The 22,393-nt window shown below is 70.6% G+C and carries 21 protein-coding genes; 5 read left to right on the top strand and 16 right to left on the bottom strand.

All coding sequences use genetic code 11. The features are described 5' to 3' along the window. Positions 1 to 96: 96 nt before the first annotated feature. Positions 97 to 333: a hypothetical protein gene (locus ABT070_RS33035; protein WP_351766071.1), complete on the bottom strand. Its 237-nt coding sequence runs from the start codon at positions 331 to 333 to the stop codon at positions 97 to 99. A 179-nt stretch (positions 334 to 512) separates the two neighbouring features. Between ABT070_RS33035 and ABT070_RS33030 the strand changes: the two genes are divergently transcribed. Next, positions 513 to 713 carry a type II toxin-antitoxin system VapB family antitoxin gene (locus ABT070_RS33030; RefSeq protein WP_351766070.1) on the top strand — a complete coding sequence of 67 codons (201 nt, stop codon included), beginning with the start codon at positions 513 to 515 and terminating at the stop codon, positions 711 to 713. Positions 714 to 738: 25 nt separating this feature from the next. Here ABT070_RS33030 and ABT070_RS33025 read toward each other — a convergent pair whose 3' ends face one another. Beyond that, positions 739 to 1,236 (bottom strand): NUDIX domain-containing protein, encoded by a 498-nt coding sequence (locus tag ABT070_RS33025; RefSeq protein WP_351766068.1) that lies wholly within the window; start codon positions 1,234 to 1,236, stop codon positions 739 to 741. 46 nt (positions 1,237 to 1,282) lie between these two features. Beyond that, positions 1,283 to 2,371 carry an ADP-ribosylglycohydrolase family protein gene (locus tag ABT070_RS33020; protein ID WP_351766066.1) on the bottom strand — a complete coding sequence of 363 codons (1,089 nt, stop codon included), beginning with the start codon at positions 2,369 to 2,371 and terminating at the stop codon, positions 1,283 to 1,285. 212 nt (positions 2,372 to 2,583) lie between these two features. Here ABT070_RS33020 and ABT070_RS33015 point away from each other — a divergent pair, with 212 nt between their 5' ends. Further along, positions 2,584 to 3,702 carry a glycerate kinase gene (locus ABT070_RS33015; RefSeq protein ID WP_351766082.1) on the top strand — a complete coding sequence of 373 codons (1,119 nt, stop codon included), beginning with the start codon at positions 2,584 to 2,586 and terminating at the stop codon, positions 3,700 to 3,702. A gap of 7 nt (positions 3,703 to 3,709) precedes the next feature. Here ABT070_RS33015 and ABT070_RS33010 read toward each other — a convergent pair whose 3' ends face one another. From ABT070_RS33010 to ABT070_RS32965, 10 genes are all read right to left on the bottom strand, one after another. Continuing rightward, positions 3,710 to 4,942, bottom strand: a complete 1,233-nt coding sequence (locus ABT070_RS33010) for an alpha/beta hydrolase (protein ID WP_451101959.1) — start codon at positions 4,940 to 4,942, stop codon at positions 3,710 to 3,712. Positions 4,943 to 5,143: 201 nt separating this feature from the next. After that, on the bottom strand, positions 5,144 to 5,962 hold the full coding sequence (gene pssA / locus ABT070_RS33005) for a CDP-diacylglycerol--serine O-phosphatidyltransferase (RefSeq protein ID WP_351766078.1): 819 nt from the start codon (positions 5,960 to 5,962) through the stop codon (positions 5,144 to 5,146). Between the two features lie 22 nt (positions 5,963 to 5,984). After that, a complete protein-coding gene (locus ABT070_RS33000; RefSeq protein ID WP_062643930.1) occupies positions 5,985 to 6,641 on the bottom strand; it encodes a phosphatidylserine decarboxylase in 657 nt (218 codons plus the stop codon). 170 nt (positions 6,642 to 6,811) lie between these two features. Next, complete coding sequence (locus ABT070_RS32995) at positions 6,812 to 8,017, bottom strand: acyl-CoA dehydrogenase family protein (protein WP_351766063.1); 1,206 nt, start codon at positions 8,015 to 8,017, stop codon at positions 6,812 to 6,814. A gap of 2 nt (positions 8,018 to 8,019) precedes the next feature. Beyond that, positions 8,020 to 8,532 (bottom strand): MaoC family dehydratase, encoded by a 513-nt coding sequence (locus ABT070_RS32990; protein ID WP_351766061.1) that lies wholly within the window; start codon positions 8,530 to 8,532, stop codon positions 8,020 to 8,022. A 2-nt stretch (positions 8,533 to 8,534) separates the two neighbouring features. Further along, positions 8,535 to 9,494 (bottom strand): HpcH/HpaI aldolase/citrate lyase family protein, encoded by a 960-nt coding sequence (locus ABT070_RS32985; RefSeq protein WP_351766059.1) that lies wholly within the window; start codon positions 9,492 to 9,494, stop codon positions 8,535 to 8,537. Next, a complete protein-coding gene (locus ABT070_RS32980; RefSeq protein ID WP_351766057.1) occupies positions 9,491 to 11,518 on the bottom strand; it encodes an ethylmalonyl-CoA mutase in 2,028 nt (675 codons plus the stop codon). The genes ABT070_RS32985 and ABT070_RS32980 overlap by 4 nt, the downstream gene beginning before the upstream one ends. Positions 11,519 to 11,535: 17 nt before the next feature. Beyond that, a complete protein-coding gene (ccrA, locus tag ABT070_RS32975) occupies positions 11,536 to 12,873 on the bottom strand; it encodes a crotonyl-CoA carboxylase/reductase (protein WP_351766076.1) in 1,338 nt (445 codons plus the stop codon). A gap of 430 nt (positions 12,874 to 13,303) precedes the next feature. After that, positions 13,304 to 14,119: a TetR family transcriptional regulator gene (locus tag ABT070_RS32970; protein ID WP_200839964.1), complete on the bottom strand. Its 816-nt coding sequence runs from the start codon at positions 14,117 to 14,119 to the stop codon at positions 13,304 to 13,306. A 136-nt stretch (positions 14,120 to 14,255) separates the two neighbouring features. Then, positions 14,256 to 16,061: a 3-hydroxyacyl-CoA dehydrogenase family protein gene (locus ABT070_RS32965; protein WP_351766054.1), complete on the bottom strand. Its 1,806-nt coding sequence runs from the start codon at positions 16,059 to 16,061 to the stop codon at positions 14,256 to 14,258. A 436-nt stretch (positions 16,062 to 16,497) separates the two neighbouring features. Here ABT070_RS32965 and ABT070_RS32960 point away from each other — a divergent pair, with 436 nt between their 5' ends. Both ABT070_RS32960 and ABT070_RS32955 read left to right on the top strand, forming a co-directional pair. Next, the gene (locus tag ABT070_RS32960; protein WP_351766052.1) at positions 16,498 to 17,073 is read left to right on the top strand and encodes an adenylosuccinate lyase; all 576 of its coding nucleotides are present in this window, start codon (positions 16,498 to 16,500) and stop codon (positions 17,071 to 17,073) included. A gap of 365 nt (positions 17,074 to 17,438) precedes the next feature. Continuing rightward, the gene (locus ABT070_RS32955) at positions 17,439 to 18,425 is read left to right on the top strand and encodes a tryptophan dimethylallyltransferase family protein (protein ID WP_351766050.1); all 987 of its coding nucleotides are present in this window, start codon (positions 17,439 to 17,441) and stop codon (positions 18,423 to 18,425) included. 94 nt (positions 18,426 to 18,519) lie between these two features. Here ABT070_RS32955 and ABT070_RS32950 read toward each other — a convergent pair whose 3' ends face one another. The 3 genes from ABT070_RS32950 to ABT070_RS32940 all read right to left on the bottom strand — a co-directional run bounded on the left by ABT070_RS32950 (position 18,520) and on the right by ABT070_RS32940 (position 21,743). Further along, positions 18,520 to 18,918 carry a RidA family protein gene (locus ABT070_RS32950; RefSeq protein WP_351766048.1) on the bottom strand — a complete coding sequence of 133 codons (399 nt, stop codon included), beginning with the start codon at positions 18,916 to 18,918 and terminating at the stop codon, positions 18,520 to 18,522. 56 nt (positions 18,919 to 18,974) lie between these two features. Next, positions 18,975 to 20,552, bottom strand: a complete 1,578-nt coding sequence (locus ABT070_RS32945) for an alpha/beta hydrolase (RefSeq protein ID WP_351766046.1) — start codon at positions 20,550 to 20,552, stop codon at positions 18,975 to 18,977. A 147-nt stretch (positions 20,553 to 20,699) separates the two neighbouring features. Then, positions 20,700 to 21,743 (bottom strand): Rv2578c family radical SAM protein, encoded by a 1,044-nt coding sequence (locus ABT070_RS32940; RefSeq protein ID WP_351766044.1) that lies wholly within the window; start codon positions 21,741 to 21,743, stop codon positions 20,700 to 20,702. A 201-nt stretch (positions 21,744 to 21,944) separates the two neighbouring features. Between ABT070_RS32940 and ABT070_RS32935 the strand changes: the two genes are divergently transcribed. Next, entirely contained in the window at positions 21,945 to 22,388 is a 444-nt protein-coding gene (locus tag ABT070_RS32935) for an SRPBCC family protein (protein ID WP_351766042.1), read from the top strand. Positions 22,389 to 22,393 lie beyond the last annotated feature (5 nt).

Below are 22,393 nucleotides of genomic sequence, written 5' to 3'. Positions count from 1 at the left end.
GCCCACCGTCGTAGCCACTGCGCCGTGGCTCGCGATCGACGACGTCGCGTGGCCGACTTCGTTCGCGGACCTGACGCCGTCATTGCGCCCGTTTCGTCAGGTTCGGGCGAAGTGAGAGTTGTCCTGCCGAGGAGCCGTGCCCTCGGCAGCGTCCGAGGGCAGCCCGGTGAGCACGTCCACCACGTGCTGTTCCCGGAACCGGGCCTGTTCGATGGCCGCCGGCGGCAACGCGTCCACCAACGCGAACGGCGGCAGGACTCGTTCCGGGACCGCCTCCGGCCCACGGTCCAGCACCTCGAAATCGGTGGCCGCCATCACGTAGCCGGCAGCCATGACACTGGCGCAGCGGTCCCTGATCCGGGAGATGCATTGACGGGATCCTGGAGTCCGTGGAGACACCGGCCCCGCTGAGGATGGCGACGAGGGGCTTGCTCATGTGTTCGAGGGCAGGCCGGGGGGACGGGGGTCGCGAGCGTATATCGCGGCGCCCCGGCCGGTGTTACCGTCCCGGCATGGCCAAGGTCACTGTCTCGCTCGACGCCGGACTCGTCGTCGAAGTCATGGTGCTCACCGGTGTGGGCAGCCCCCAGGACGCCGTCGAACTGGTCGTGCGCGACTACATCGAGCGCGGCCATCGCACCGAGGCCCGGACCGCCGTCCGGGACGAGGCCCTGCGCGAGGTCGACGCCAAGCCGCGCGACGTCGAGGGCTGAGCGGGCCGGGCCGGGGGGCCGGGGGTCAGCGGGCGGGGCGGCCGTTCTCCAGTTCCGCGGTCGAGCCGTCCCCGAGCGCGTCCAGGGCGGCCAGGACCCGGTGCCCCAGCGAGCCCGGCAGATGCCCGGTGAGCTCCGCGCGTGGGACCAGCCGCCAGGACAGCAACTCCGCCTCCTGGAGGCGGATCGCCTTGAAGTCGTCCTCGTCGAGGACCCCGCCGTCGTACACGTACGCCGTCAGCGGCGGCCGGTCCGGGCCGAGCACCCAGTCCACCGCGAGCAGCCGGCCGAGCTCGCGGTCGAGACCGATCTCCTCGAGCGTCTCGCGGCGCGCGGCCCGCCGCGGGCTCTCGCCGGCGTCGGACTCGATCGTGCCGCCCGGCAGTGCCCAGCCCGCACGGTAGTTGGGCTCGACGAGCAGGACCCGGCCCTCGGCGTCACGGAAGATCGCGGCGGCGCCGGCCAGGACACGGGGCAGGGAGGCGATGTACGCCGCGAAGTCGGGCGTGCCGGGGATGCTCATCCGGAAAGCGTACGGGCGGCCGGCGGGCGGCGCGCCGCGCACCGGCTCAGCTCTCCGCCGGGCGGTCCTGTGCCCCGACCAGCCGCAGCGTCCGCCGCGCCAGCTCGCTGATGCGCGCGCCGTCGAAGCCGAACACCGCGCTGCGCACGGTGTCCTCCAGCGGCTCCGTCCACCGGGGCGGGATCGCCGAGGCGCCGGTCAGGACACCGGCCACCGAACCGGCCGTGGCGCCGTTGGAGTCGGTGTCCAGGCCGCCGCGCACGGTGAGCGTGACGGTCCGGGTGAAGTCGCCGTCGCCGTAGAGCAGTCCTGCGGTGAGGACGGCGGCGTTCGGGACGGTGTGGATCCAGCCCAGGCCCGCCGTCTCCTCGGTCACCGTGGCCAGCGTGTCCTCCCAGGTCATGCGGGTCTCGTGGAGGGAGGCGACCCGGCGCACGGTCCGGGCGAGCCGACTGCTCGGCGGGACGACGGCCAGCGCCTCGTCCAGCGCGTGGCGCACCGTCGGCGCGGTGAACGCCGCCGAGATCAGCGCCGCCGCGAACATCGCGCCGTACACGCCGTTGCCGGTGTGCGAGAGCACCGCGTCCCGGCGGGCCAGGGAGGCCGCGCGGCGGGGGAGGCCCGGACAGGTCCAGCCGTAGATGTCGGCGCGGATCAGGGCGCCGATCCACTCCTGGTACGGGTTGTCGTACGTCGCCGTCAGCGGCGGCTTCAGCCCGGCCGTGAGGTTGCGGTAGGCGGCCCGCTCGGCGGTGAACGTCTGGAGGTACGGCAGCCGCAGCAGCCACAGGTCGCCTACCTGCTCGGTACTGAAGCCGAAGCCGTGGGTCTCCAGGAGGTCGAGACCGAGGATCGCGTAGTCGACGTCGTCGTCGCGGCAGCTGCCGTGGATGCGGCCGCGCACACACTCCCGCCACTCCGGGCGCAGCCGCAGTCCGTCCTCCTCGGTGGCCGGCTCGGGCAGGTAGTCGGTCAGCGGCAGGGCGGCGGCCCGCCGCAGATAGCGGTCGATGCGCTCGCGCGTCCACAGGTCGCCCTGCTCGACCGGTTTGCCGAGCATGTTGCCCGCGATCCGGCCCAGCCAGCCCCCGAGGACGCGGTCGGCGAGCTCCGGCTCGCCGCCCACAGGGGTCATGGGTCCGGTCTACCCGATTGCGGGGAGACCCGCGAGGGTTACGACGGCTCCACAGGCGCCGCTCAGGGTTGTTCCAGGGTCCGGGCACCGCATGACGGCGGGTGCGCCTTCCGGTTAAGGTCGCAGCGGCGCGACTGGCCCCGATGTGCGTGGGGCCCGGAGAGCAAGGGGATGGCAAGGTGACGGACGCTCCAGCGCGGGGCACCCGACGGGTGCTCGTGGCCGCGGACAAGTTCAAGGGCTCGCTGACGGCCGTGGAGGTCGCCGAGCGGGTGACGGCGGGGCTGCGCCGGGTCGTGGCGGACATCGAGGTGGAGGCCCTGCCCGTCGCCGACGGCGGTGACGGGACCGTCGCCGCGGCGGTCGCGGCCGGCTTCGAACGCCGGGAGGTACGGGTCGCCGGGCCGCTCGGGCAGGAGGTGACCGCCGCGTTCGCGGTACGCGGCGACACCGCGGTCGTGGAGATGGCGGAGGCGAGCGGCCTTCAGCGGCTCCCGGCCGGTGTCTTCGCCCCCCTCACGGCGTCGACGTACGGCTCGGGCGAGCTGCTGCGGGCCGCGCTGGACGCGGGTGTGCGGACGATCGTCTTCGGGGTCGGCGGCAGCGCCACCACGGACGGTGGCGCGGGCATGCTGTCCGCGCTCGGCGCGCGGTTCCTCGACGCGGACGGCGAGCCGGTGGCCCCGGGCGGCGGCGGCCTCGCGGAGCTGGCCCGCGCCGACCTGTCGGAGCTGGATCCCCGGCTGGCCTCCGTGGAACTGGTCCTGGCGAGCGACGTCGACAACCCGCTGACCGGCCCCAAGGGCGCACCGGCCGTGTACGGCCCGCAGAAGGGCGCCTCACCGGACGACGTCGAGGCGCTGGACGCGGCGCTCACGCGATACGCGGAGGTGCTGGAGGCGGAGCTCGGTTCGATGGCGGCGCAGTACGCCGCCGCGCCGGGCGCGGGCGCCGCGGGCGGCATCGGCTACGGGGCGCTGCTCATCGGCGCCCGGTTCCGCGCCGGCATCGACGTCATGCTCGACGTGCTGGGCTTCGCGACGGCGCTCGAGCGGGCCGAGCTGGTGATCACCGGTGAGGGCTCGCTGGACGAGCAGACCCTGCACGGCAAGGCCCCGGCGGGCGTCGCCGCGGCCGCCCGGGCGGCCGGCAAGGAGGTCGTCGCCGTCTGCGGCCGCCTCGCGCTGCCGCCGGCGGCGCTGGGCCGGGCCGGCATCCGCCGCGCGTATCCGCTGACGGATGCCGAGCCGGACATCGCCAGGTGCATCTCGGACGCCGGGCCGATCCTGGAGCGGGTGGCGGAACAGATCGGCCGCGACTTCCTGAGCTGAGCGGGGGCTACGACAGGGGGATCAGTTCGCCGTCGCTCTCCCTGAAGTAGCTGCCGTTGGTGAGGCCCTCCACCTTGCCGTGCTTGAACCACTGCTTCGAGAAGTGGTGGATGGTCTTCGCGGTGGTCTCCCAGACCAGGGAGTGACCCGCGCCGGCGAGGCAGAACATCAGCGTCTTCGGTCCCTTGACGGCCTCGTAGAGGGCCGGCACGGAGAAGCGCAGGATGTCCGGGAACGTCGCGGGGCTGTTCGCCGTCCGGTCCAGCTCCCCGTAGGCGATGAGTACGGGGACCCTCTTGCCGAGCACCCGCGTGCCGGCCGGGTTCTCGTACACCGCGGTCTGGCTGTTCCAGCCCCACGAGTACGTGTTCCGGTACCGCAGGACACCCTCGTACACGCCCGGCGCCTCCTCGGGTCCCCACTTGCCGGCGAGGGGGTCGTCCTGCACGCAGGCGTCCCACGCACGCTCCTCGATGCCGGGCTCCCACAGGGCGGGGGTGCTCGCCAGCGACGCCTTGAACCCGGTCTTGCCGGCGACGTGCATCGGGAAGCCGAACAGGTTGGGCGGAGTGGACACGGGCAGCGTCGACACACCGGACGGGCGCCCGAAGGGGTCGGCGAGGTTACCCGACCACCGCCCCTTCGGCGGGAACACCGGGGCGAGCAGGAACAGGCTCTCGACGTCCCCGGGGTGGCGGAGTGTGTAGGGGCCCATGACGAGCGCGGCCGCGGACCAGCCGACGAAACGGATCGGCTTGTCCAGGCCGGGCACGGCCCTGATGTACTTGACCACCGCTTCGAGCTCTGCCGCCTCGCTCTCCGAATTGCCCAGCTCGTGCGGGTACGGGGGCAGGCCCGAGCAGGGTTCCGGAAGCGGGTTGCGGACGAGGACGGCCTGCTGCTGCGTCGGGTTGGCGTTGCACGGCTCGTCCATCACCTTCGGGCGTGTCGACCGCCCGGAGCCCTGGAGATCCATGACGAAGACGTCGTAACCGTCCTGCGCGAGTTCCTGGGCCCAGCTGTACCGGGTGGCGTGCCCGTCGGGCACCGGCGCCAGGTCGAAACCGGCCAGTGCCGGGACGCTTCTGCCGTGCAGCATGAGGACCGGCTTGTGCGGGTTGCTGCCGTGGGTGCCGTCGTACTCCCTGACGGCGAGCAGCACCGGGTCTCCGTAGTTCGCGGGGATCTTCGAGGTGTGCGGTACCAGATGTTCCTTGAGGACGAGTGAGGCCATGGCCATCTCCCGAAGGGTGCAAAGAGGGTGATTCTCGTACAATCCCCCCTCCTTCTACCGTCCTCTTCTTCCTCACGCTCTGCAACCGCGCGCGGATCGCGGGTAGTTGACGGGGCAAGGGCACACGACGGACGTCCTTGAGCGCGAAACGGGTGCGGCCCGGACCTTCGAGGTCCGGGCCGCACCCGTCGAGCGGTGGAACGGAGGTCAGGGCAGCTGTGCCGCCCGCGCCTCGCGGCGGTTGCCGCGGAAGTTGTTCACCCGGCGGGCCGTGGCGAACAGCGGGATGACCGCGCCCATGACCAGCTGCAGCGCACAGCCGGTCTGGAGCAGGAGCTGACCGCTCGGGGCGTCGAACGCCCAGGCCGCCAGCAGGCCCATCGACAGCACGATCCAGGAGAGCATCGCGCCGGCGAGGCGGCCCCGCGGCTTCGGGTACTCGACCCGGCTCACCATCAGCCACGCGGTGCCGATGATCGCCATGAGCGTGGCGACGAACGGCAGCTCGAGGAGCACGATCGAGACGACCGTCAGCGCGCCGAACGGCGACGGCATGCCCTGGAAGGTGCCGTCCTTGACGGTGACGCACGAGAATCTCGCGAGCCTCAGCACCACCGCGAGCAGCACCACGATCGCGCCGACCGCCGCCACCCGCTGGTGGGCGTCGTCGGCGACCATGCCGTAGACCAGGACGAAGTACGCCGGGGCCAGACCGAAGCTGATCAGGTCCGAGAGGTTGTCCAGTTCCGCGCCCATCGGGGAGGAACGGAGCTTGCGTGCGACCAGGCCGTCGAACAGGTCGAAGACCGCCGCGCACAGCATCAGGATGACCGCCGTGGCCGCGCTGTGGCGGGCCATGCCGGATTCCTGGCTGCCGGTGAGGTGCGGGATCAGGATGCCCGTGGTGGTGAAGTACACCGCCATGAATCCGCACGTTGCGTTGCCGAGGGTGAGGGTGTCCGCTATCGACAGACGGAGAGAGAGGGGCATCTCCTCCTCGTCGTCCACCTCGTCCGCCTCGGGCACCCAGCCCGCCTGGGTCTCCGGGTCAATCACGGTCAATGCGAGTCACCCCTGCCACGGTCTTCTGCCCCACCTCGACCGCGACGTCCACGCCCTCGGGGAGGTAGATGTCGACACGTGAACCGAAGCGGATCAGGCCGATCCGCTCGCCCTGCTCGACCTTCGTGCCCTCGGGGAGGTAGGGGACGATGCGGCGGGCGACGGCACCGGCGATCTGGATCATCTCGATGTCACCGAGCTCGGTGTCGAAGTGCCAGACGACGCGCTCGTTGTTCTCGCTCTCCTTGTTGAACGCCGGTACGAACCCGCCCGGGATGTGCTCGACCGACGTCACGGTGCCGGCCAGCGGCGCGCGGTTGACGTGGACGTTGAGCGGGCTCATGAAGATCGCGACCCGGGTACGCCCGTCCTTCCACGGCATGATGCTCTGCACCACACCGTCGGCGGGGGAGATGACCCGGCCCGAGGCGATCTCGCGCTCGGGGTCGCGGAAGAACCACAGCATGCCCGCCGCGAGAGCGGTGGCGGGCACGGCGACGGCCTTGGCGGCACCCGAGCGGCGGGCGCGCAGCAGGCTGACGGCTGCGGTGGCGACGGTCGGCAGGAGCCACGGCGATGCTCCGCGCGCGAGGCGTGCGCCTACCAGGCTGTCGCGGTGTGCAGAGGTTTGGCTGTGGGGCATGGATGACCTTCGTAGCGGATGATGCCGCGCTTCGACGGGGGGACGGCGGCTTTCCGCGATCGTAGCGGTTCGGGGCCACAACTGGGTAAGCAAGGAAGCCGAGTCGACGGCAGGGGGAAGTTGACGGGGTGTGATCTTCTTCTCGAAGAAAACACCCCCAACCCGGACAATCAGCCCTGGAACCGATACTCCTCGAGCAACCTGCGCCCGATGATCATTTTCTGGATTTCTGCGGTGCCTTCGCCGATCAGCAGCATCGGCGCCTCACGGTAGAGGCGCTCGATCTCGTACTCCTTGGAGAAGCCGTAGCCTCCGTGGATCCGGAAGGCATCCTCCACGACCTCCTTGCAGTACTCGGAGGCGAGGTACTTCGCCATCCCTGCCTCAAGGTCGTTTCGTTCCCCGGAGTCCTTTTTGCGTGCGGCGTTCACCATCATGGCATGGGCGGCCTCGACCTTGGTAGCCATCTCGGCGAGCTTGAACTGGATCGCCTGGTGCTGGGCGATCGGCTTGCCGAAGGTGTGGCGCTGCTGGGCGTACGAGACGCCCAGCTCGAAGGCACGCTGGGCGACGCCGCAGCCACGCGCCGCTACATTGACGCGGCCCACCTCGACCCCGTCCATCATTTGGTAAAAACCTCGGCCGGTGACCCCGCCGAGCACCCGATCGGCGGGAAGGCGCAGGCCATCCATGATCAGCTCGGTGGTGTCGACCCCCTTGTAGCCCATCTTGTCGATCTTGCCCGGGATCGTCAGGCCGGGGCGGACCTCACCGAAGCCGGGCTCCTTCTCGATCAGGAAGGTCGTCATCGACTTGTGGGGCGCGGTGCCCGCAGGGTGTCCTTCGTCACTTCGGACCAGAACGGCCACCAGCGACGACGTGCCGCCGTTCGTCAGCCACATCTTCTGGCCGGTGAGGACGTACTCGTCACCGTCCTTCACCGCCTTCGACGTGATCGCCGACACGTCCGAGCCGAGAGCCGGCTCCGACATGGAGAAGGCGCCGCGGATGTCACCGGCGGCCATCCTCGGCAGATAGTGGTCCTTCTGCTCCTGCGTGCCGTGCTGCTTGAGCATGTACGCCACGATGAAGTGCGTGTTGATGATGCCGGAGACCGACATCCAGCCGCGGGCGATCTCCTCGACGCACAGGGCGTACGTCAGGAGCGACTCGCCCAGACCGCCGTACTCCTCGGGGATCATCAGGCCGAACAGGCCCAACTCCTTGAGGCCGTCGACGATCGCTTGCGGGTACTCGTCACGGTGCTCCAGCTCGGTCGCGACCGGGATGATCTCCTTGTCCACGAAGTCGCGGACGGTGGAGAGGATCTCCTGCTGGATGTCGGTCAGACCGGCGGTCTGGGCGAGTCGCGCCATGGCTACTTCTCCTGCTCCTTGAGCTGGGGCCGGCCGGGCTGCTCGCCGCCGCGCTCCTTGATGTACGTCTCGGTCGGCACCATCACCTTGCGGCGGAACACGCAGACCACGGTGCCGTCCTGCTTGTAGCCCTTGGTCTCGACGTAGACGATCCCGCGGTCGTTCTTCGACTTCGACGGCCACTTGTCGAGCACGGTCGTCTGCCCGTAGATCGTGTCGCCGTGGAAGGTCGGCGCCACGTGCTTGAGCGACTCGATCTCCAGGTTGGCGATCGCCTTGCCGGAGACGTCCGGCACGGACATGCCGAGCAGCAGGGAGTAGATGTAGTTGCCCACGACGACGTTCTTGCCGAAGTCGGTCGTCTTCTCCGCGTAGTTGGTGTCCATGTGGAGCGGGTGGTGGTTCATGGTGAGGAGGCAGAACAGGTGGTCGTCGTACTCCGTGACCGTCTTGCCGGGCCAGTGCTTGTACGTCGCCCCGACCTCGAACTCCTCGTAGGTGCGTCCGAACTGCATGGTCAGGCCTCCGGGATCTCGAACTTGCCGGTGCGCTGCATGCCGGCGGCGCGTCCCTTGCCGGAGATGACCAGCGCCATCTTGCGGCTGGCCTCGTCGATCATCTCGTCGCCGAGCATCGCCGAGCCCTTCCTGCCGCCGGCCTCGGACGTGTAGTAGTCGTACGCGTCCAGGATCAGCTCGGCGTGGTCGTAGTCCTCCTGCGACGGCGAGAAGATCTCGTTGGACGCCTCGACCTGGCCCGGGTGCAGCACCCACTTGCCGTCGAAGCCGAGGGCGGCGGCGCGTCCGGCGACCTCGCGGTAGCCGTCGACGTTGCGGATCTGGAGGTAGGGGCCGTCGATCGCCTGGAGGTCGTTGGCGCGGGCGGCCATCAGGATCTTCATCAGGATGTAGTGGTAGGCGTCCGCCGGGTAGCCGGGCGGCTGCTCGCCCACGACCAGCGACTTCATGTTGATCGACGCCATGAAGTCGGCCGGGCCGAAGATGATCGTCTCGATGCGCGGCGAGGCCTGCGCGATCTCGTTGACGTTGTTGAGGCCCTGCGCGTTCTCGATCTGCGCCTCGATGCCGATCTTGCCGACCTCGAAGCCCATGGTCTTCTCGATCTGGGTCAGGAGCAGGTCCAGCGCCACGATCTGCTGGGCGCTCTGCACCTTCGGCAGCATGATGCAGTCGAGGTTGGGGCCGGCCCCCTCGACCACCGTCACGACGTCGCGGTACGTCCACTCGGTCGTCCAGTCGTTGACCCGGACCACCCGCGTCTTGCCCGTCCAGTCGCCCTCGTTGAGGAACTTGACGATGGTGTGCCGCGCCTCCGGCTTGGCGAGCGGCGCGCACGCGTCCTCCAGGTCGAGGAAGACCTGGTCCGCCGGGAGGCCCTGCGCCTTCTCCAGGAAGCGGGGGTTGCTGCCCGGGACCGCGAGACACGAGCGGCGGGGACGCAGACGGTTGACGGTCATGCGGGGACCTCCAGGGGGTCGAGCTTGTTCGCTTTCCGGATCTCGTCGACGATGCGGCCGATGATTCCGGTGATGTCGAAGTCCTTCGGGGTGAAGACCGCGGCCACGCCGGCAGCCCTGAGCTGTTCGGCGTCTCCATTCGGGATGATGCCACCGGCGATCACCGGGATGTCTGTGGCACCGGCCACACGCAGCCGTTCGAGGACGTCGGGCACCAGCTGGGCGTGCGAGCCGGAGAGGATGGACAGGCCCACGGCGTGCACGTCCTCCTCCAGCGAGGCGTCCACGATCTGCTCGGGCGTCAGCCGGATGCCCTGGTAGACCACCTCGAAGCCGGCGTCCCGGGCCCGCACCGCTATCTGCTCGGCGCCGTTGGAGTGCCCGTCCAGGCCCGGCTTGCCGACCAGGAAGCGGAGCTTGCCGACGCCCATGTCCTTGGCCGTCCGGTCGACCTTGCGGCGGACGTCGGCCATGGCCGAGCCCTCCTCCGCCGGAACCGCCACCGGCGCCGACGACACACCCGTCGGGGCGCGGAACTCGCCGAACACCTCGCGCAGCGCCCCGGCCCACTCGCCGGTCGTGACCCCGGCGCGGGCGCACTCCAGGGTGGCCTCCATGAGGTTGGCGGTGCCCTTCGCGGCCTCCTTCAGCTTCTCCAGCGCCTTGCACGGGCGCGGGTGGTTGAAGGGGGGCTGGTAGCGCGTGTCGCGCCAGTTCTGGAGGGAGGCGATGACACGGGCCTCGACCGCCGGATCGACCGTCTGGATGGCCGTGTCGAGGTCCGCGGTGAGCGGGTTGGGCTCGGTCGTCTCGAAGACGTTGACGCCGATGATCTTCTCCTGCCCGGACTCGATCCGGGCCCTGCGCTCGGCGTGCGAGGAGACGAGCTGCGACTTGAGGTAGCCGGACTCGACGGCGGCCATCGCGCCGCCCATCTCCTGGATCCGCTCGATCTCCGCGAAGGACGCCTCGACCAGCTCGACGACCTTGGCCTCGATGACGTGCGAGCCCTCGAAGATGTCCTCGTACTCCAGCAGGTCGCTCTCCAGGGCGAGGACCTGCTGGATACGCAGCGACCACTGCTGGTCCCAGGGGCGGGGCAGGCCGAGTGCCTCGTTCCAGGCGGGGAGCTGCACGGCACGCGCGCGTGCGTCCTTCGACAGCGTCACGGCGAGCATCTCGAGGACGATCCGCTGGACGTTGTTCTCCGGCTGCGCCTCCGTCAGGCCCAGGGAGTTGACCTGGACGCCGTAGCGGAAGCGGCGCTGCTTGGCGTTCTCGATGCCGTAGCGCTCCCGGGTGATCCGGTCCCAGATGCGGCCGAAGGCGCGCATCTTGCACATCTCCTCGACGAAGCGGACGCCCGCGTTGACGAAGAAGGAGATGCGGGCGACGACATCGCCGAACTTCTCGGCCGGCACCTGTCCGGAGTCGCGGACGGCGTCCAGCACGGCGATCGCCGTGGACATCGCGTACGCGATCTCCTGGACCGGCGTGGCCCCCGCCTCCTGCAGGTGGTAGCTGCAGATGTTGATCGGGTTCCACTTCGGGATGTGGGAGACCGTGTACGCGATCATGTCCGTCGTGAGGCGCAGGCTCGGCCCCGGCGGGAACACGTGCGTGCCCCGGGACAGGTACTCCTTGACGATGTCGTTCTGGGTCGTGCCCTGGAGCAGGGTGATGTCCACGCCCTGTTCCTCGGCGACGACCTGATAGAGCGCCAGCAGCCACATGGCGGTGGCGTTGATCGTCATCGAGGTGTTCATCTGGTCCAGGGGGATGTCCTGGAACAGCCTGCGCATGTCACCGAGATGGGCCACCGGCACGCCGACCCGGCCGACCTCGCCGCGGGCGAGGACGTGGTCGGAGTCGTAGCCGGTCTGGGTGGGCAGGTCGAACGCGACCGACAGACCCGTCTGGCCCTTGGCGAGGTTGCGCCGGTACAGCTCGTTGGACGCCTCGGCCGTGGAGTGACCGGCGTACGTGCGCATGAGCCACGGCCGGTCCTTCTGACGCTCAGTCATCTATGACCTCGGGTGTCTCAGATGTTGCGGAAGCGGTTGATGGCGTCGATGTGCTGGGCGCGCTTCTCCTCGTCGCGCACGCCCAGACCCTCCTCGGGGGCCAGCGCGAGAACGCCGACCTTGCCCTGGTGGAGGTTGCGGTGCACGTCGTAGGCGGCCTGGCCGGTCTCCTCCAGGGAGTAGACCTTCGACAGCGTCGGGTGGATCTTGCCCTTCGCGACCAGCCGGTTGGCCTCCCAGGCCTCGCGGTAGTTGGCGAAGTGCGAGCCGATGATCCGCTTCAGGGACATCCACAGGTAGCGGTTGTCGTACTCGTGCATGTAGCCGGAGGTCGAGGCGCAGGTGGTGATGGTGCCGCCCTTGCGGGTGACGTAGACCGAGGCCCCGAAGGTCTCGCGGCCCGGGTGCTCGAAGACGATGTCGATGTCCTCGCCGCCGGTGAACTCGCGGATGCGCTTGCCGAAGCGCTTCCACTCCTTCGGGTCCTGGGTCCGCTCGTCCTTCCAGAACCTGTAGCCCTCGGCGTTGCGGTCGATGACCGCCTCGGCGCCCATGGCCCGGCAGATCTCCGCCTTCTGGGGCGAGGACACGACACAGATCGGGTTGGCGCCGCCCGCCAGCGCGAACTGCGTGGCGTAGCTGCCGAGTCCGCCGCTGGCGCCCCAGATCAGGACGTTGTCGCCCTGCTTCATGCCGGCGCCGTTGCGGGAGACCAGCTGCCGGTAGGCGGTGGAGTTGACGAGGCCGGGGGCCGCCGCCTCCTCCCACGACAGGTGGTCCGGCTTCGGCATCAGCTGGTTGGACTTGACCAGGGCGACCTCCGCGAGGCCGCCGAAGTTGGTCTCGAAGCCCCAGATGCGCTGCTCGGGGTCGAGCATCGTGTCGTTGTGGCCGTCGGACGACTCCAGCTCGACGGACAGGCAGTGCGCGACGACCTCGTCGCCGGGCTTCCAGGCGTTGACGCCCGGTCCGGTGCGCAGGACGACGCCCGCCAGGTCGGAGCCGATGACGTGGTACGGCAGGTCGTGCCGCTTGGTGAGCTCGCTGAGCCTGCCGTAGCGCTCCAGGAAGGAGAACGTCGACACCGGCTCGAAGATCGAGGTCCACACGGAGTTGTAGTTGACCGAGGAGGCCATGACGGCCACCAGGGCCTCGCCCGGGCCGAGCTCGGGCACGGCCACCTCGTCCAGGTGCAGGGACTTGCGGGGGTCCTTGTCACGGCTCTCGAGCCCGGCGAACAGCTCCGCCTCGTCCTTGTGCACGGTGATCGCGCGGTACGACTCGGGGAGCGGCAGAGCGGCGAAGTCGCCCGGTGTCGATTCCGGCGACTGGATCGCGTCCAGGATCTTCTGCATGGTCACGGTGTTGCCTCCGGCGGTGAGCGCCCTGAGGGCGGGGCGCTGAGGGTTACGTCGGTGCTGCTGAGGGTGTGGGAGAAAGTGCCGTCGGTTCGGCGGATGTGCTGTTCGGCAGCGCTTTGTGGCGCGGGAGGTTGCCTGTGACGCAGGCGTCCGGGCACGCAGGCCATGAGCTTGCGGGGACAGCCGACGTACGAAAGGTCTCTGCACGCCGGCCGCCCGGACACCTTCAACGTATGACACCGCGTGTCACCCCGCAAGGCACTGAGTGCCAGAACTTGGTCTCAGCTGAAATCTTTACGTAACAAATGAGCGATGATCGATCGAACGGCCTCAGAAATCTGCGTGAAAAGGGCCTCTGACATGCCAAAACGGCCACCCGGTGGGGTGGCCGTCGTCACAGCGTGGAAGGGGTTCCGGGGGCTGCTCAGCGCTCCTTGAGAGCCTGCTCGATGGTGCGCATGACCTCGTCCAGCGAGGCGTCGGTGCGGGCGACCGTCACCAGGACCTCGCCCTGCGCGGAGACCGCCGCGGGGGCGGGCTGAGGGGCGCCGGCGCTGCTGCGGCCGGCTCCGATGCCCGTCCCGAACGTCTTCCGCACGATCGCGAAGGCATGGTCGAGCTGGGTCTCGACGTCGCCCTGGCCGCCGGCCCTGAGCCAGCGCCGCAGCACGTGGTTGTGGGCGGTGACCACGGCGGACGCGGCGACCTCGGCGAGCAGCGGATCGTCGTTGGCGTCGTCGTCGTGGGCGTGCTCGTCGAAGTGGCCGAGCAGGTAACGGGTGAACAGACGCTCGTAGCGGGCCACCGACGCGATCTCCGCCTCGCGCAGGGTGGGCACCTCGCGCGTCAGCTTGTAGCGGGCGACCGAGATCTCCGGCCGGGCCGCGTACATCTTCATGACCTCCTTGATGCCGCGGCACACCGTGTCCAGCGGATGCTCGTGCGCCGGGGCCGCGTTGAGCACGGCCTCCGCCCGGATCAAGGTGTCGTCGTGGTCGGGGAAGATCGCCTCTTCCTTGGAGCGGAAGTGACGGAAGAAGGTGCGGCGGGCCACCCCGGCCGCGGCCGCGATCTCGTCGACGGTGGTCGCCTCGTAGCCCTTGGTCGCGAACAGCTCCATCGCCGCCGCCGCCAGTTCTCGGCGCATCTTGAGCCGCTGGGCTGCCGCGCGGCTGCCCGCGGCACTCTCCGGCGCGTCGGGCGTGGCTGGTGTACGTGAGGACCTGGCGGGCTGGGGCATGACCCGAACGTACTGCATGTGCGCAGCTCGGTGCGCCTGTCCGGGGTTTCCCCCGCCCTCGGCGGGCGGGGGCCCGAGGGCGGGGTCGAGCAGCCCGCCCCAGTCCTCTTCTCCGCGGAGCCGGTCGCCGACGCTGTCAGCGGCGGGCATATTCGCGGAAGCCGCGGCCGGTCTTGCGGCCGAGGCAGCCCGCGGCCACCAGGTGCTCCAGCAGCGGGGCCGGAGCCAGACCCGGGTCCCGGAACTCACGGTGCAGCACCTTCTCGATCGCCAGGGAGACGTCGAGTCCGACGACGTCCAGCAGCTCGAAGGGGCCCATCGGGTAGCCGCCGCCCAGCTTCATCGCCGCGTCGATGTCGTCCAGCGACGCGTAGTGCTCCTGCACCATCTTGATCGCGTTGTTGAGGTACGGGAACAGCAGCGCGTTCACGATGAAGCCCGCGCGGTCTCCGCAGTCCACCGCGTGCTTCTTGATCCGCCCGCACACCTCGCGGACCGTCGCGTGGACGTCGTCGGCCGTCAGCACCGTGCGCACGACCTCGACCAGCTTCATCGCGGGCGCCGGGTTGAAGAAGTGCATCCCGATCACGTCCTGCGGGCGCGAGGTGGCGCGGGCGCAGGCGACGACCGGCAGCGAGGAGGTCGTCGTGGCGAGGACCGCGCCGGGCTTGCACACCTTGTCCAGCGTCGCGAACAGCTGCTGCTTGATCTCGAGGTCCTCGGCGACCGCCTCGAGCGCCAGGTCGACGTCGGCGAAGGCGTCGTAGGACCCGGCCGGGGTGACCCGGTCCAGGATCTGCGCGGCGGCCTCGGCGGTCAGCCTGCCCTTGTCGACGGAGCGCGAGAGCGACTTGCCGATCCTGGCCTTGGCGGTCTGCGCCTTCTCCTCGCTGCGGGCGGCGAGGACGACCTCGTAGCCGGCCTTGGCGAAGACCTCGGCGATACCGGAGGCCATGGTGCCGGAGCCGGCGACACCGACCGAACCGACCGGACGGCCGGGGGCCCCGCCCGCGCCGGACAGCGGCGTCAGCGCGTCCGGGACGACCGTCGCACTGCCCGGGGCGTCGTAGGTGTAGAAGCCGCGGCCCGACTTACGGCCGGTCAGGCCCGCTTCGCTGAGCTGCTTGAGGATCGGCGCGGGAGCGTGCAGCCGGTCGTGGGACTCGGCGTACATGGCCTCCAGGACCGTACGGGCGGTGTCCACGCCGATCAGGTCGAGCAGGGCGAGCGGGCCCATCGGCAGTCCGCAGCCCAGCCGCATCGCGGCGTCGATGTCCTCGCGGGAGGCGTACCGGGCCTCGTACATCGCGGCGGCCTGGTTGAGGTAGCCGAACAGCAGGCCGTCGGCGACGAAGCCGGGGCGGTCGCCGACCGCGACGGGCTCCTTGCCGAGGTCGAGGGCGAGGTTGGTGACGGCGGTGACCGCGGTGGGCGCGGTCAGCACCGAGGAGACGACCTCGACCAGCTTCATGGCCGGCGCCGGGTTGAAGAAGTGCAGGCCCAGCACCCGCTCCGGCCGCGCCGAGTCGGCGGCGAGCCGGGTCACGGAGAGCGCGTTGGTGCCGGTGGCGAGGATGGTCTCGGGCCGCACCAGCCCGTCCAGCTCGCGGAAGATCTGCTGCTTGATCTCGTACGACTCCGGCGTCACCTCGATGACGAGGTCGGCGTCGGCCGCCGTGCGCAGGTCGGTGGAGACGCGGACGCGGGCCAGGACCGCCGTGCGCTCCTGCTCGGTGAGCCGGCCGCGCTGCACGGAGCGGGCGGTGGAGGCTTCCACCGCGGCGAGGGACCGCGCGGCCTGGGCCTCGCTGATGTCGATGCCGATCACCTCGCGCCCGGCCTGCGCCAGGACCTCGGTGATGCCGGTGCCCATGGTGCCGAGGCCGATGACGGCGATCGTCTGGAGCGGGGACAGAGGGGTGTCGGACAGGGGAGCGGCCATCGCGGGACTCCAGGAATGAGGTGACGACTGGGAACGCGCCCGGGTGCGCCGAGCGGCCTCTGCGAGACCTGGGCGCACCGGGTGCGATGAAGGAGTTGCGGGTGTTGCCGGGCTACAGGCGCACACGCCCGGTGCCGTCGCCGAGGGCGTGCACACGCCCGGAGCGAACGGGAGATCCGACCGGCCCTGTCCCGTGGCCGGGTCGTACAGCGGTACCTGGGGTACCGAACCGACTTCTCGCGGCGACTGCGTCACCAGGCCACCGCGAGGAGGTGAAGCGAGTGGGTAACTCGCTCGTATGAGCCTAACTGGTGGGTAACGAGCGCGCCAGCCCCTATACATGTGATCTGTTCCTCTCGAACAGCCTCACTCCGGCGGGGCGGACCGTGTGCCCGCTCCGCGCCTCCGCACCCGAACCAGCCCCTACGCTCGGCACATGGACGAAGAGTTGCGATCACTCACGGAGCGCTTACGGCGCGAGTCCGGCGCGACGGCGGCGTACGAGCGGCTCGCGCGCACGGCGGACCATGACGAACTGGCGGGCGTGCTCATCGAGCCGGGACAGCCGCTCTGGGCCCGCGAGCTGGCCGCGTTCCGGCTGGGATGCGCCGGCGACAAGCGCGCCTTTGAGGCGCTCGTCCTGCTGCTCAACCACCGGGATCCGCCGCGGTGCGCCTCCGCCGCCCACGCGCTGACCCGGCTCGACGATCCCCGCACCGCCCGTGCCGCGGCCGCCCTGGCCACCAACGAACTGCGCGTCGCCTATGCCCTGCACCCCGTCCGGCTCCTGGTGGAGCTGCGCGCACCCGAGTCCGTACCCGCGCTGATCACGACCCTGCGGCGACGCCTGCGCCCGCACGACCCCTACCGGCGGGTCGCCCTCGCCTGCGTGGAAGGGCTGGGCGCCCTGGCCGACGACCGCGCCCGGCCGGTACTCAACGACGCCCTGGCCCACCCGGCACTGGCACAGGCGGCGGTGCACGCGCTGGCGCGGATTCCCCGGCAGCGCTGAGCCCCCGCCGGACCGCGGACGCCGGGGCGGCACCCGCCTCGGCCTCCGCGGTCCGTTCGCCCGCGGACGCCGGGTGCTGATCGCCCATTAGTTCGAGATTCGAATATCTTCGCGATGGGAAGATCGCCTTCCGCCGGACTGCAGAGGGTCGGCGCGCCCGTCGGGCTGCTGCCGAAGTGACCGCGGACGAGCCGGAACAGTCCGGCTGTGGAGGGTGATAGGCCGTGACCAGCACACAACTACCCGACGAGATATCCGTCCTGAGACCGCCTCAGGATCCGACCAGAACATTCGGGCGGTTCCTGGAAGACAAGTGGTCAGCGGTCTGCCGGGGCTTGGGGACGGACCCGGGGGAGACGGAGGGTGTGCTCCAGGACCTGCGGGAGGCACTCCACCCGTGGGGCGAGCGGCCCATGGGGACGCGCTGCGATCCGCCTTCGTTCGTCTCGGCCGACGGCTTCCCCGCCGAACTCTCCGTCAGTTGGAAGGCCGGCCGGCCCGAGGTCCGCATTCTGTTCGAGTCGCTCGGCTCCGACGGCACCCCGCTCGGCTGCCAGGAGGCCGGCCGGAAGCTGACGCACAGACTCGCCGGGAAGCCCGGGACGGACATCGCGCGGTACCTGGGTGTCGAGGACCTGTTCATCACGTCCGACCCCGATCGCTACCGGGCCACCATCTGGCACTCCCTGGCCTGGCGGCCGGGGGAGCGGCCCCATTACAAGGTCTACCTCAACCCGCAGGTGCACGGCCTGGACCGCGCGTACGACGTCATGGCGCAGGCCATGCACCGGCTGGGCCTGGAGGAAGCCTGGGAACCAGTGGCGCGGTGCGGCGAGGAACTGGACCGTCGGGGGCACGAGTTGGAGCTCATGGCCCTCGATCTGGACGGCGGGGACACCTCCCGGGTGAAGGTCTACTTCCGGCACCGCCCGATGCCGATGGACGAGCTGGACACCGTGGCGGCCCTGGCGCACCGCCACGACCCGGCCCGCGCGGCCCGGGCGCGCACCGTCATCTACGGGCGGGACGGCGGCGTCGTGAGCAACGAACCGATGACCTGCCTGGCGTTCCGGGAGGGCGTGTCCGGCCCTGAGGAGGCCAACGTCTACCTGAGGCTGCCGGACAATACCCGCACCGACGCCGAGGCGGCCGTACGCGTCGCCCGGCTCATGGAGCTGGAGGGGATCGACCCGCGTCCGCACGCCGAGGTGCTGCGGCAGTTGACGGCCGAGCAGCCGCAGGGCGCCGGGCAGCTGCAGGAGTTGTGCAGCTACCGGACGATCTCACCGGACAGGCCCGCGGACATCGGTCTGTACCTGCGGTTCCCCGCGTACGCCGACCCCGTGATCTGAACCCGGACCGCGGACGACGGCCCCTCCACAGCCACTCCGGCACCCGCGGACGGGCTCCGTCGACGGGGCCGTTCGGCAGGGTCGGTCGGCAGGGTCAGTCGCCCACCACCGCGAACGCCTCGATCTCCATCAGGAAGTCCGGATGGACCAGGGCGGCGACCTGGACGGCCGAGGCGGCGGGGAGGCGGTCGTCGGGTATGTGGGCGGTACGGGCCGCGCGGATCGCGGGCATATGGGCCATGTCCGTGACGAAATAGGTGAGCTTGACGACGTCGTCGAAGGTCGCGCCGGCCGCGGCGAGGCAGCGGCGCAGGTTCTCGAAGACCTGGCGGGCCTGGGCCTGCGGGTCGCCCTCGCCGACCAGCCTGCGGTGTTCGTCGAGCGGGAGCTGACCGGCGACGGCCACGAAACGGCCGGTGCCCATGACGACATGCGAGTACTGGGCCGCGGCGGCGACTCCGTCGGGGGCGGTGATCCTGGTCGGTTCGCTCATGCGTCCATGGTGGACCACGGGTCTGACAACGCCCCCGGCGGACCGGCGCTCACCGCTCAGCCACGGAACCCCAGCAGCCCGTGCAGCGTCGAGCCGCGGGCCGTGCGTGGGGCGGCCTTCGGGGCCGGCGGCTTCGGGTCGGGCTGCGCCGCGCACACCGCGTCCACCCCGCCGGTCCCGCGCGGCACCGTGCCGTCGGCCAGGTACGCCGCCAGATGCTTGTCCAGGCAGGTGTTGCCGCTCAGCGTGATGCCGTGGTTCTGGCCGCCCTCCTCGACGACGAGGCTCGAGCCCCGCAGCAGCGCGTGGACCGTCGCACCGCCCTCGTACGGGGTGGCCGCGTCGTCCGTCGCCTGGAACAGCAGGGCCGGCGGCAGCTTGCCGTTGACGATGCCGACCGGCCCCACGGACCCGGTCGGCCAGAACGCGCACGGCGCGTTGTACCAGGCGTTGTTCCAGGTCATGAAGGGCGCCTTCGCGTACACCGACCAGTTGTCCGTACGCCACTCGTCCCAGTCGCGCGGCCAGGAGGCGTCCCGGCACTGCACCGAGGTGTAGATGCTGTAGCCGTTGTCGCCCGCGCTGTCGACGGCGGCGAAGTCCTCGTACGCCTTCACCAGCGGGCCGGTGTCCTTGCGCTTCACGTACGTCGAGAACGCCTCGGCGAGACGGGGCCAGTAGCCGTTGTAGTAGCCGCCGGGCAGGAAGGTGTCCTCCAGCTCCGAGGCGCCCACCCGGCCGCCGGCCGGCTTCCTGCCGAGGGCCGCCCGCATCGCGTACCACTTGGTCTCGACCTGCTCGGGGTCGGTGCCGAGTCCGTACGTCCTGTCGTACTTGGCGATCCAGGCCATCAGGGCGCGGTGCCGGTCGTTGAAGGCCAGGTCCTGGGTGAGGTTGTCCTCGTACCAGACGCCCGTGGGGTCGACGATCGAGTCCAGGACCAGACGCCGTACCCGCTGCGGGTAGAGCTTGGCGTACACGGCGCCGAGGTAGGTGCCGTACGAGTAGCCGAAGTAGTTCAGCCGCCGCGCGCCGACCGCGGCACGGATCGCGTCCATGTCCCGCACGGCGCTGACGGTGTCGATGTACGGCAGCACGCGCGCGTACTTCTTGGCGCAGGCCGTGGCGAAGGACCGCGCGCGGGCGACGTTCGCCTCCTCGATCGCCTCGGTGCTCGGCACGGAGTCCGGGCGCACGGAGCCGAAGTGGCCGGGCGCGCAGTCCAGCGCGGGCGTGCTCCTGCCCACCCCGCGCGGGTCGAAGCCGATGACGTCGTACTGGGCCGACACCGCCTTCGGCAGCGCCGAGGCGACGAAGCCGGCGAGGCTCAGCCCCCGGCCGCCGGGGCCGCCGGGGTTGACCAGCAGCGGACCCTGGTACCTCTTCGCGGTGTGCGGGACGCGGGACAGCGCCAGCGTGATCTGCTCACCGCCCGGACGCGCGTGGTCGAGCGGCACCTTCAGGGACGCGCACTGGAGCGTCGGCTGCCCGGTGGTGCCGCAGCTCTTCCAGGCGGGCGCCGCGGCGCGGGCGGGTTCCGGGGAGTGCGAAGGGCGCGCGGCGGCGGGCACGGCGGTGACCGCCGCGGCCACGACGACGGCGGCAGCGCACAGCACGGCTGCGCGTTGGTTCATGGAGTGCTCCCGGGGCGACGAAGGGGCCGGACGTGGCCGGACCGCGCAGGTCACGGCCCTTGCCGCATCGTCCCGAAAAGAGCGCCCGTCAGAACCTGTTCCGGCGTCGATTGACCCGTTCGGGTCGCCGGATGCGCTCGAACGCGCTCAGATCAGCGAGAGCTGGGTCGGTCCGGAACCGGTCGGTTCCTCCACCGGTCCGGGCCGCGGGATCCGGCGGGGCATCCCCGCGCGCGTGGGGCCGATCCCGTACTCCTCGGCCAGCTCGTGGACCTGACGGGTGATCCGCCGCTGGTACCACTTCGGGGCGTAGGCGCCGTCCGCGTACAGCCGCTCGTACCGGCGCACCAGGTAGGGGTGGTGCTGTCCGAGCCAGGCCATGAACCACTCGCGGGCGCCGGGGCGCAGATGCAGCGCGAGCGGGGTGACGGAGGTGGCGCCGGCGGCCGCGATCGCCCGCACGGTGGCGCGCAGCTGGTCCGGCTCGTCGCCGAGGAACGGGATCACCGGCGCCATCAGCACCCCGCAGCCGATCCCGTGGTCGGTGAGGGTCCTGACGACGTCCAGGCGCCGCTGGGGGGCGGGCGTGCCCGGCTCCACGGTGCGCCACAGCTCGGTGTCGACGAAGCCGACGGAGACCGAGACGCCGACCTCGGTCACCTCGGCGGACTGCCGCAGCAGGTCGAGGTCGCGCAGGATCAGGGTGCCCTTGGTCAGGATCGAGAAGGGGTTCGCCCGGTCGCGCAGGGCGGACAGGATGCCCGGCATCAGCCGGTAGCGGCCCTCGGCGCGCTGGTAGCAGTCGACGTTGGTGCCCATCGCGACGTGCTCCCCGTGCCAGCGGGGCGAGGCCAGCTGGCGCCGCAGCAGGTCCGGCGCGTTCACCTTGACGACGATCTGGGTGTCGAAGCCGGTCCCGGTGTCGAGGTCGAGATAGCTGTGCGTCTTGCGGGCGAAGCAGTAGACGCACGCGTGCGTGCAGCCCCGGTAGGGGTTCACCGTCCATTCGAACGGCATCCGGGAGGCCCCGGGCACCCGGTTGAGGATCGAGCGGGCCCGGATCTCGTGGAAGGTGATGCCGGCGAACTCGGGCGTGTCGAACGTCCTGGTCGTGACCGCGTCCGCGCCGAACAGCGCGGCATCGGCCGGCCGGTCGTGACGGGTCTCCACGGTGAGGTTGTCCCAGCGCATGACGCCTCCTCGGTAGCACTGCCCCCACAATAGAACATGTGTTCCCATGATCGTGCGGGAGACCTCTCGGCAGCCCTTTTCGATCGCCCCGCGACCGCTTCCGGGACCCCGATTTGGGCGGCCGAGGACCGGGGTGGTTGGCTTGCCCCGAACCTGAGGAACCCCGAACAACCCTGAGCAACACAGACCTGGAGGAACCCCATGGCGCAGGTCGAGGCCACCACCGAGCGGGTCGTCGCCGCGGACCCGGAGAAGGTGTTCGACACCATCGCCGACTACAGCGACGCGCGCGGGAAGCTGCTGCCCGAGCACTTCAGCGAGTACGAGGTGCGCGAAGGCGGCGACGGCGAGGGCACCCTCGTCCACTGGAAGCTCCAGGCCACCAGCAAGCGCGTCCGCGACTGCCTCCTGGAGGTCGCCGAGCCGACCGACGGCGAGCTCGTCGAGAAGGACCGCAACTCCTCGATGGTCACCGTGTGGCGGGTCACCCCGGCGGGCGAGGGCAGGTCCCGCGTCGTGGTCACCACCACCTGGGACGGCGCCGGCGGTGTCGGCGGCTTCTTCGAGAGGGCTTTCGCGCCCAAGGGCCTCAACCGGATCTACGACCTGATCCTCGCCAACCTCGCCACCGAGGTCGAGAAGTAGATCAA

The sequence above is a fragment of the Streptomyces sp. NPDC002884 genome, assembly GCF_040295245.1.
Lineage (GTDB): Bacteria > Actinomycetota > Actinomycetes > Streptomycetales > Streptomycetaceae > Streptomyces.
This window is presented reverse-complemented; position numbering and strand designations above follow the sequence as displayed.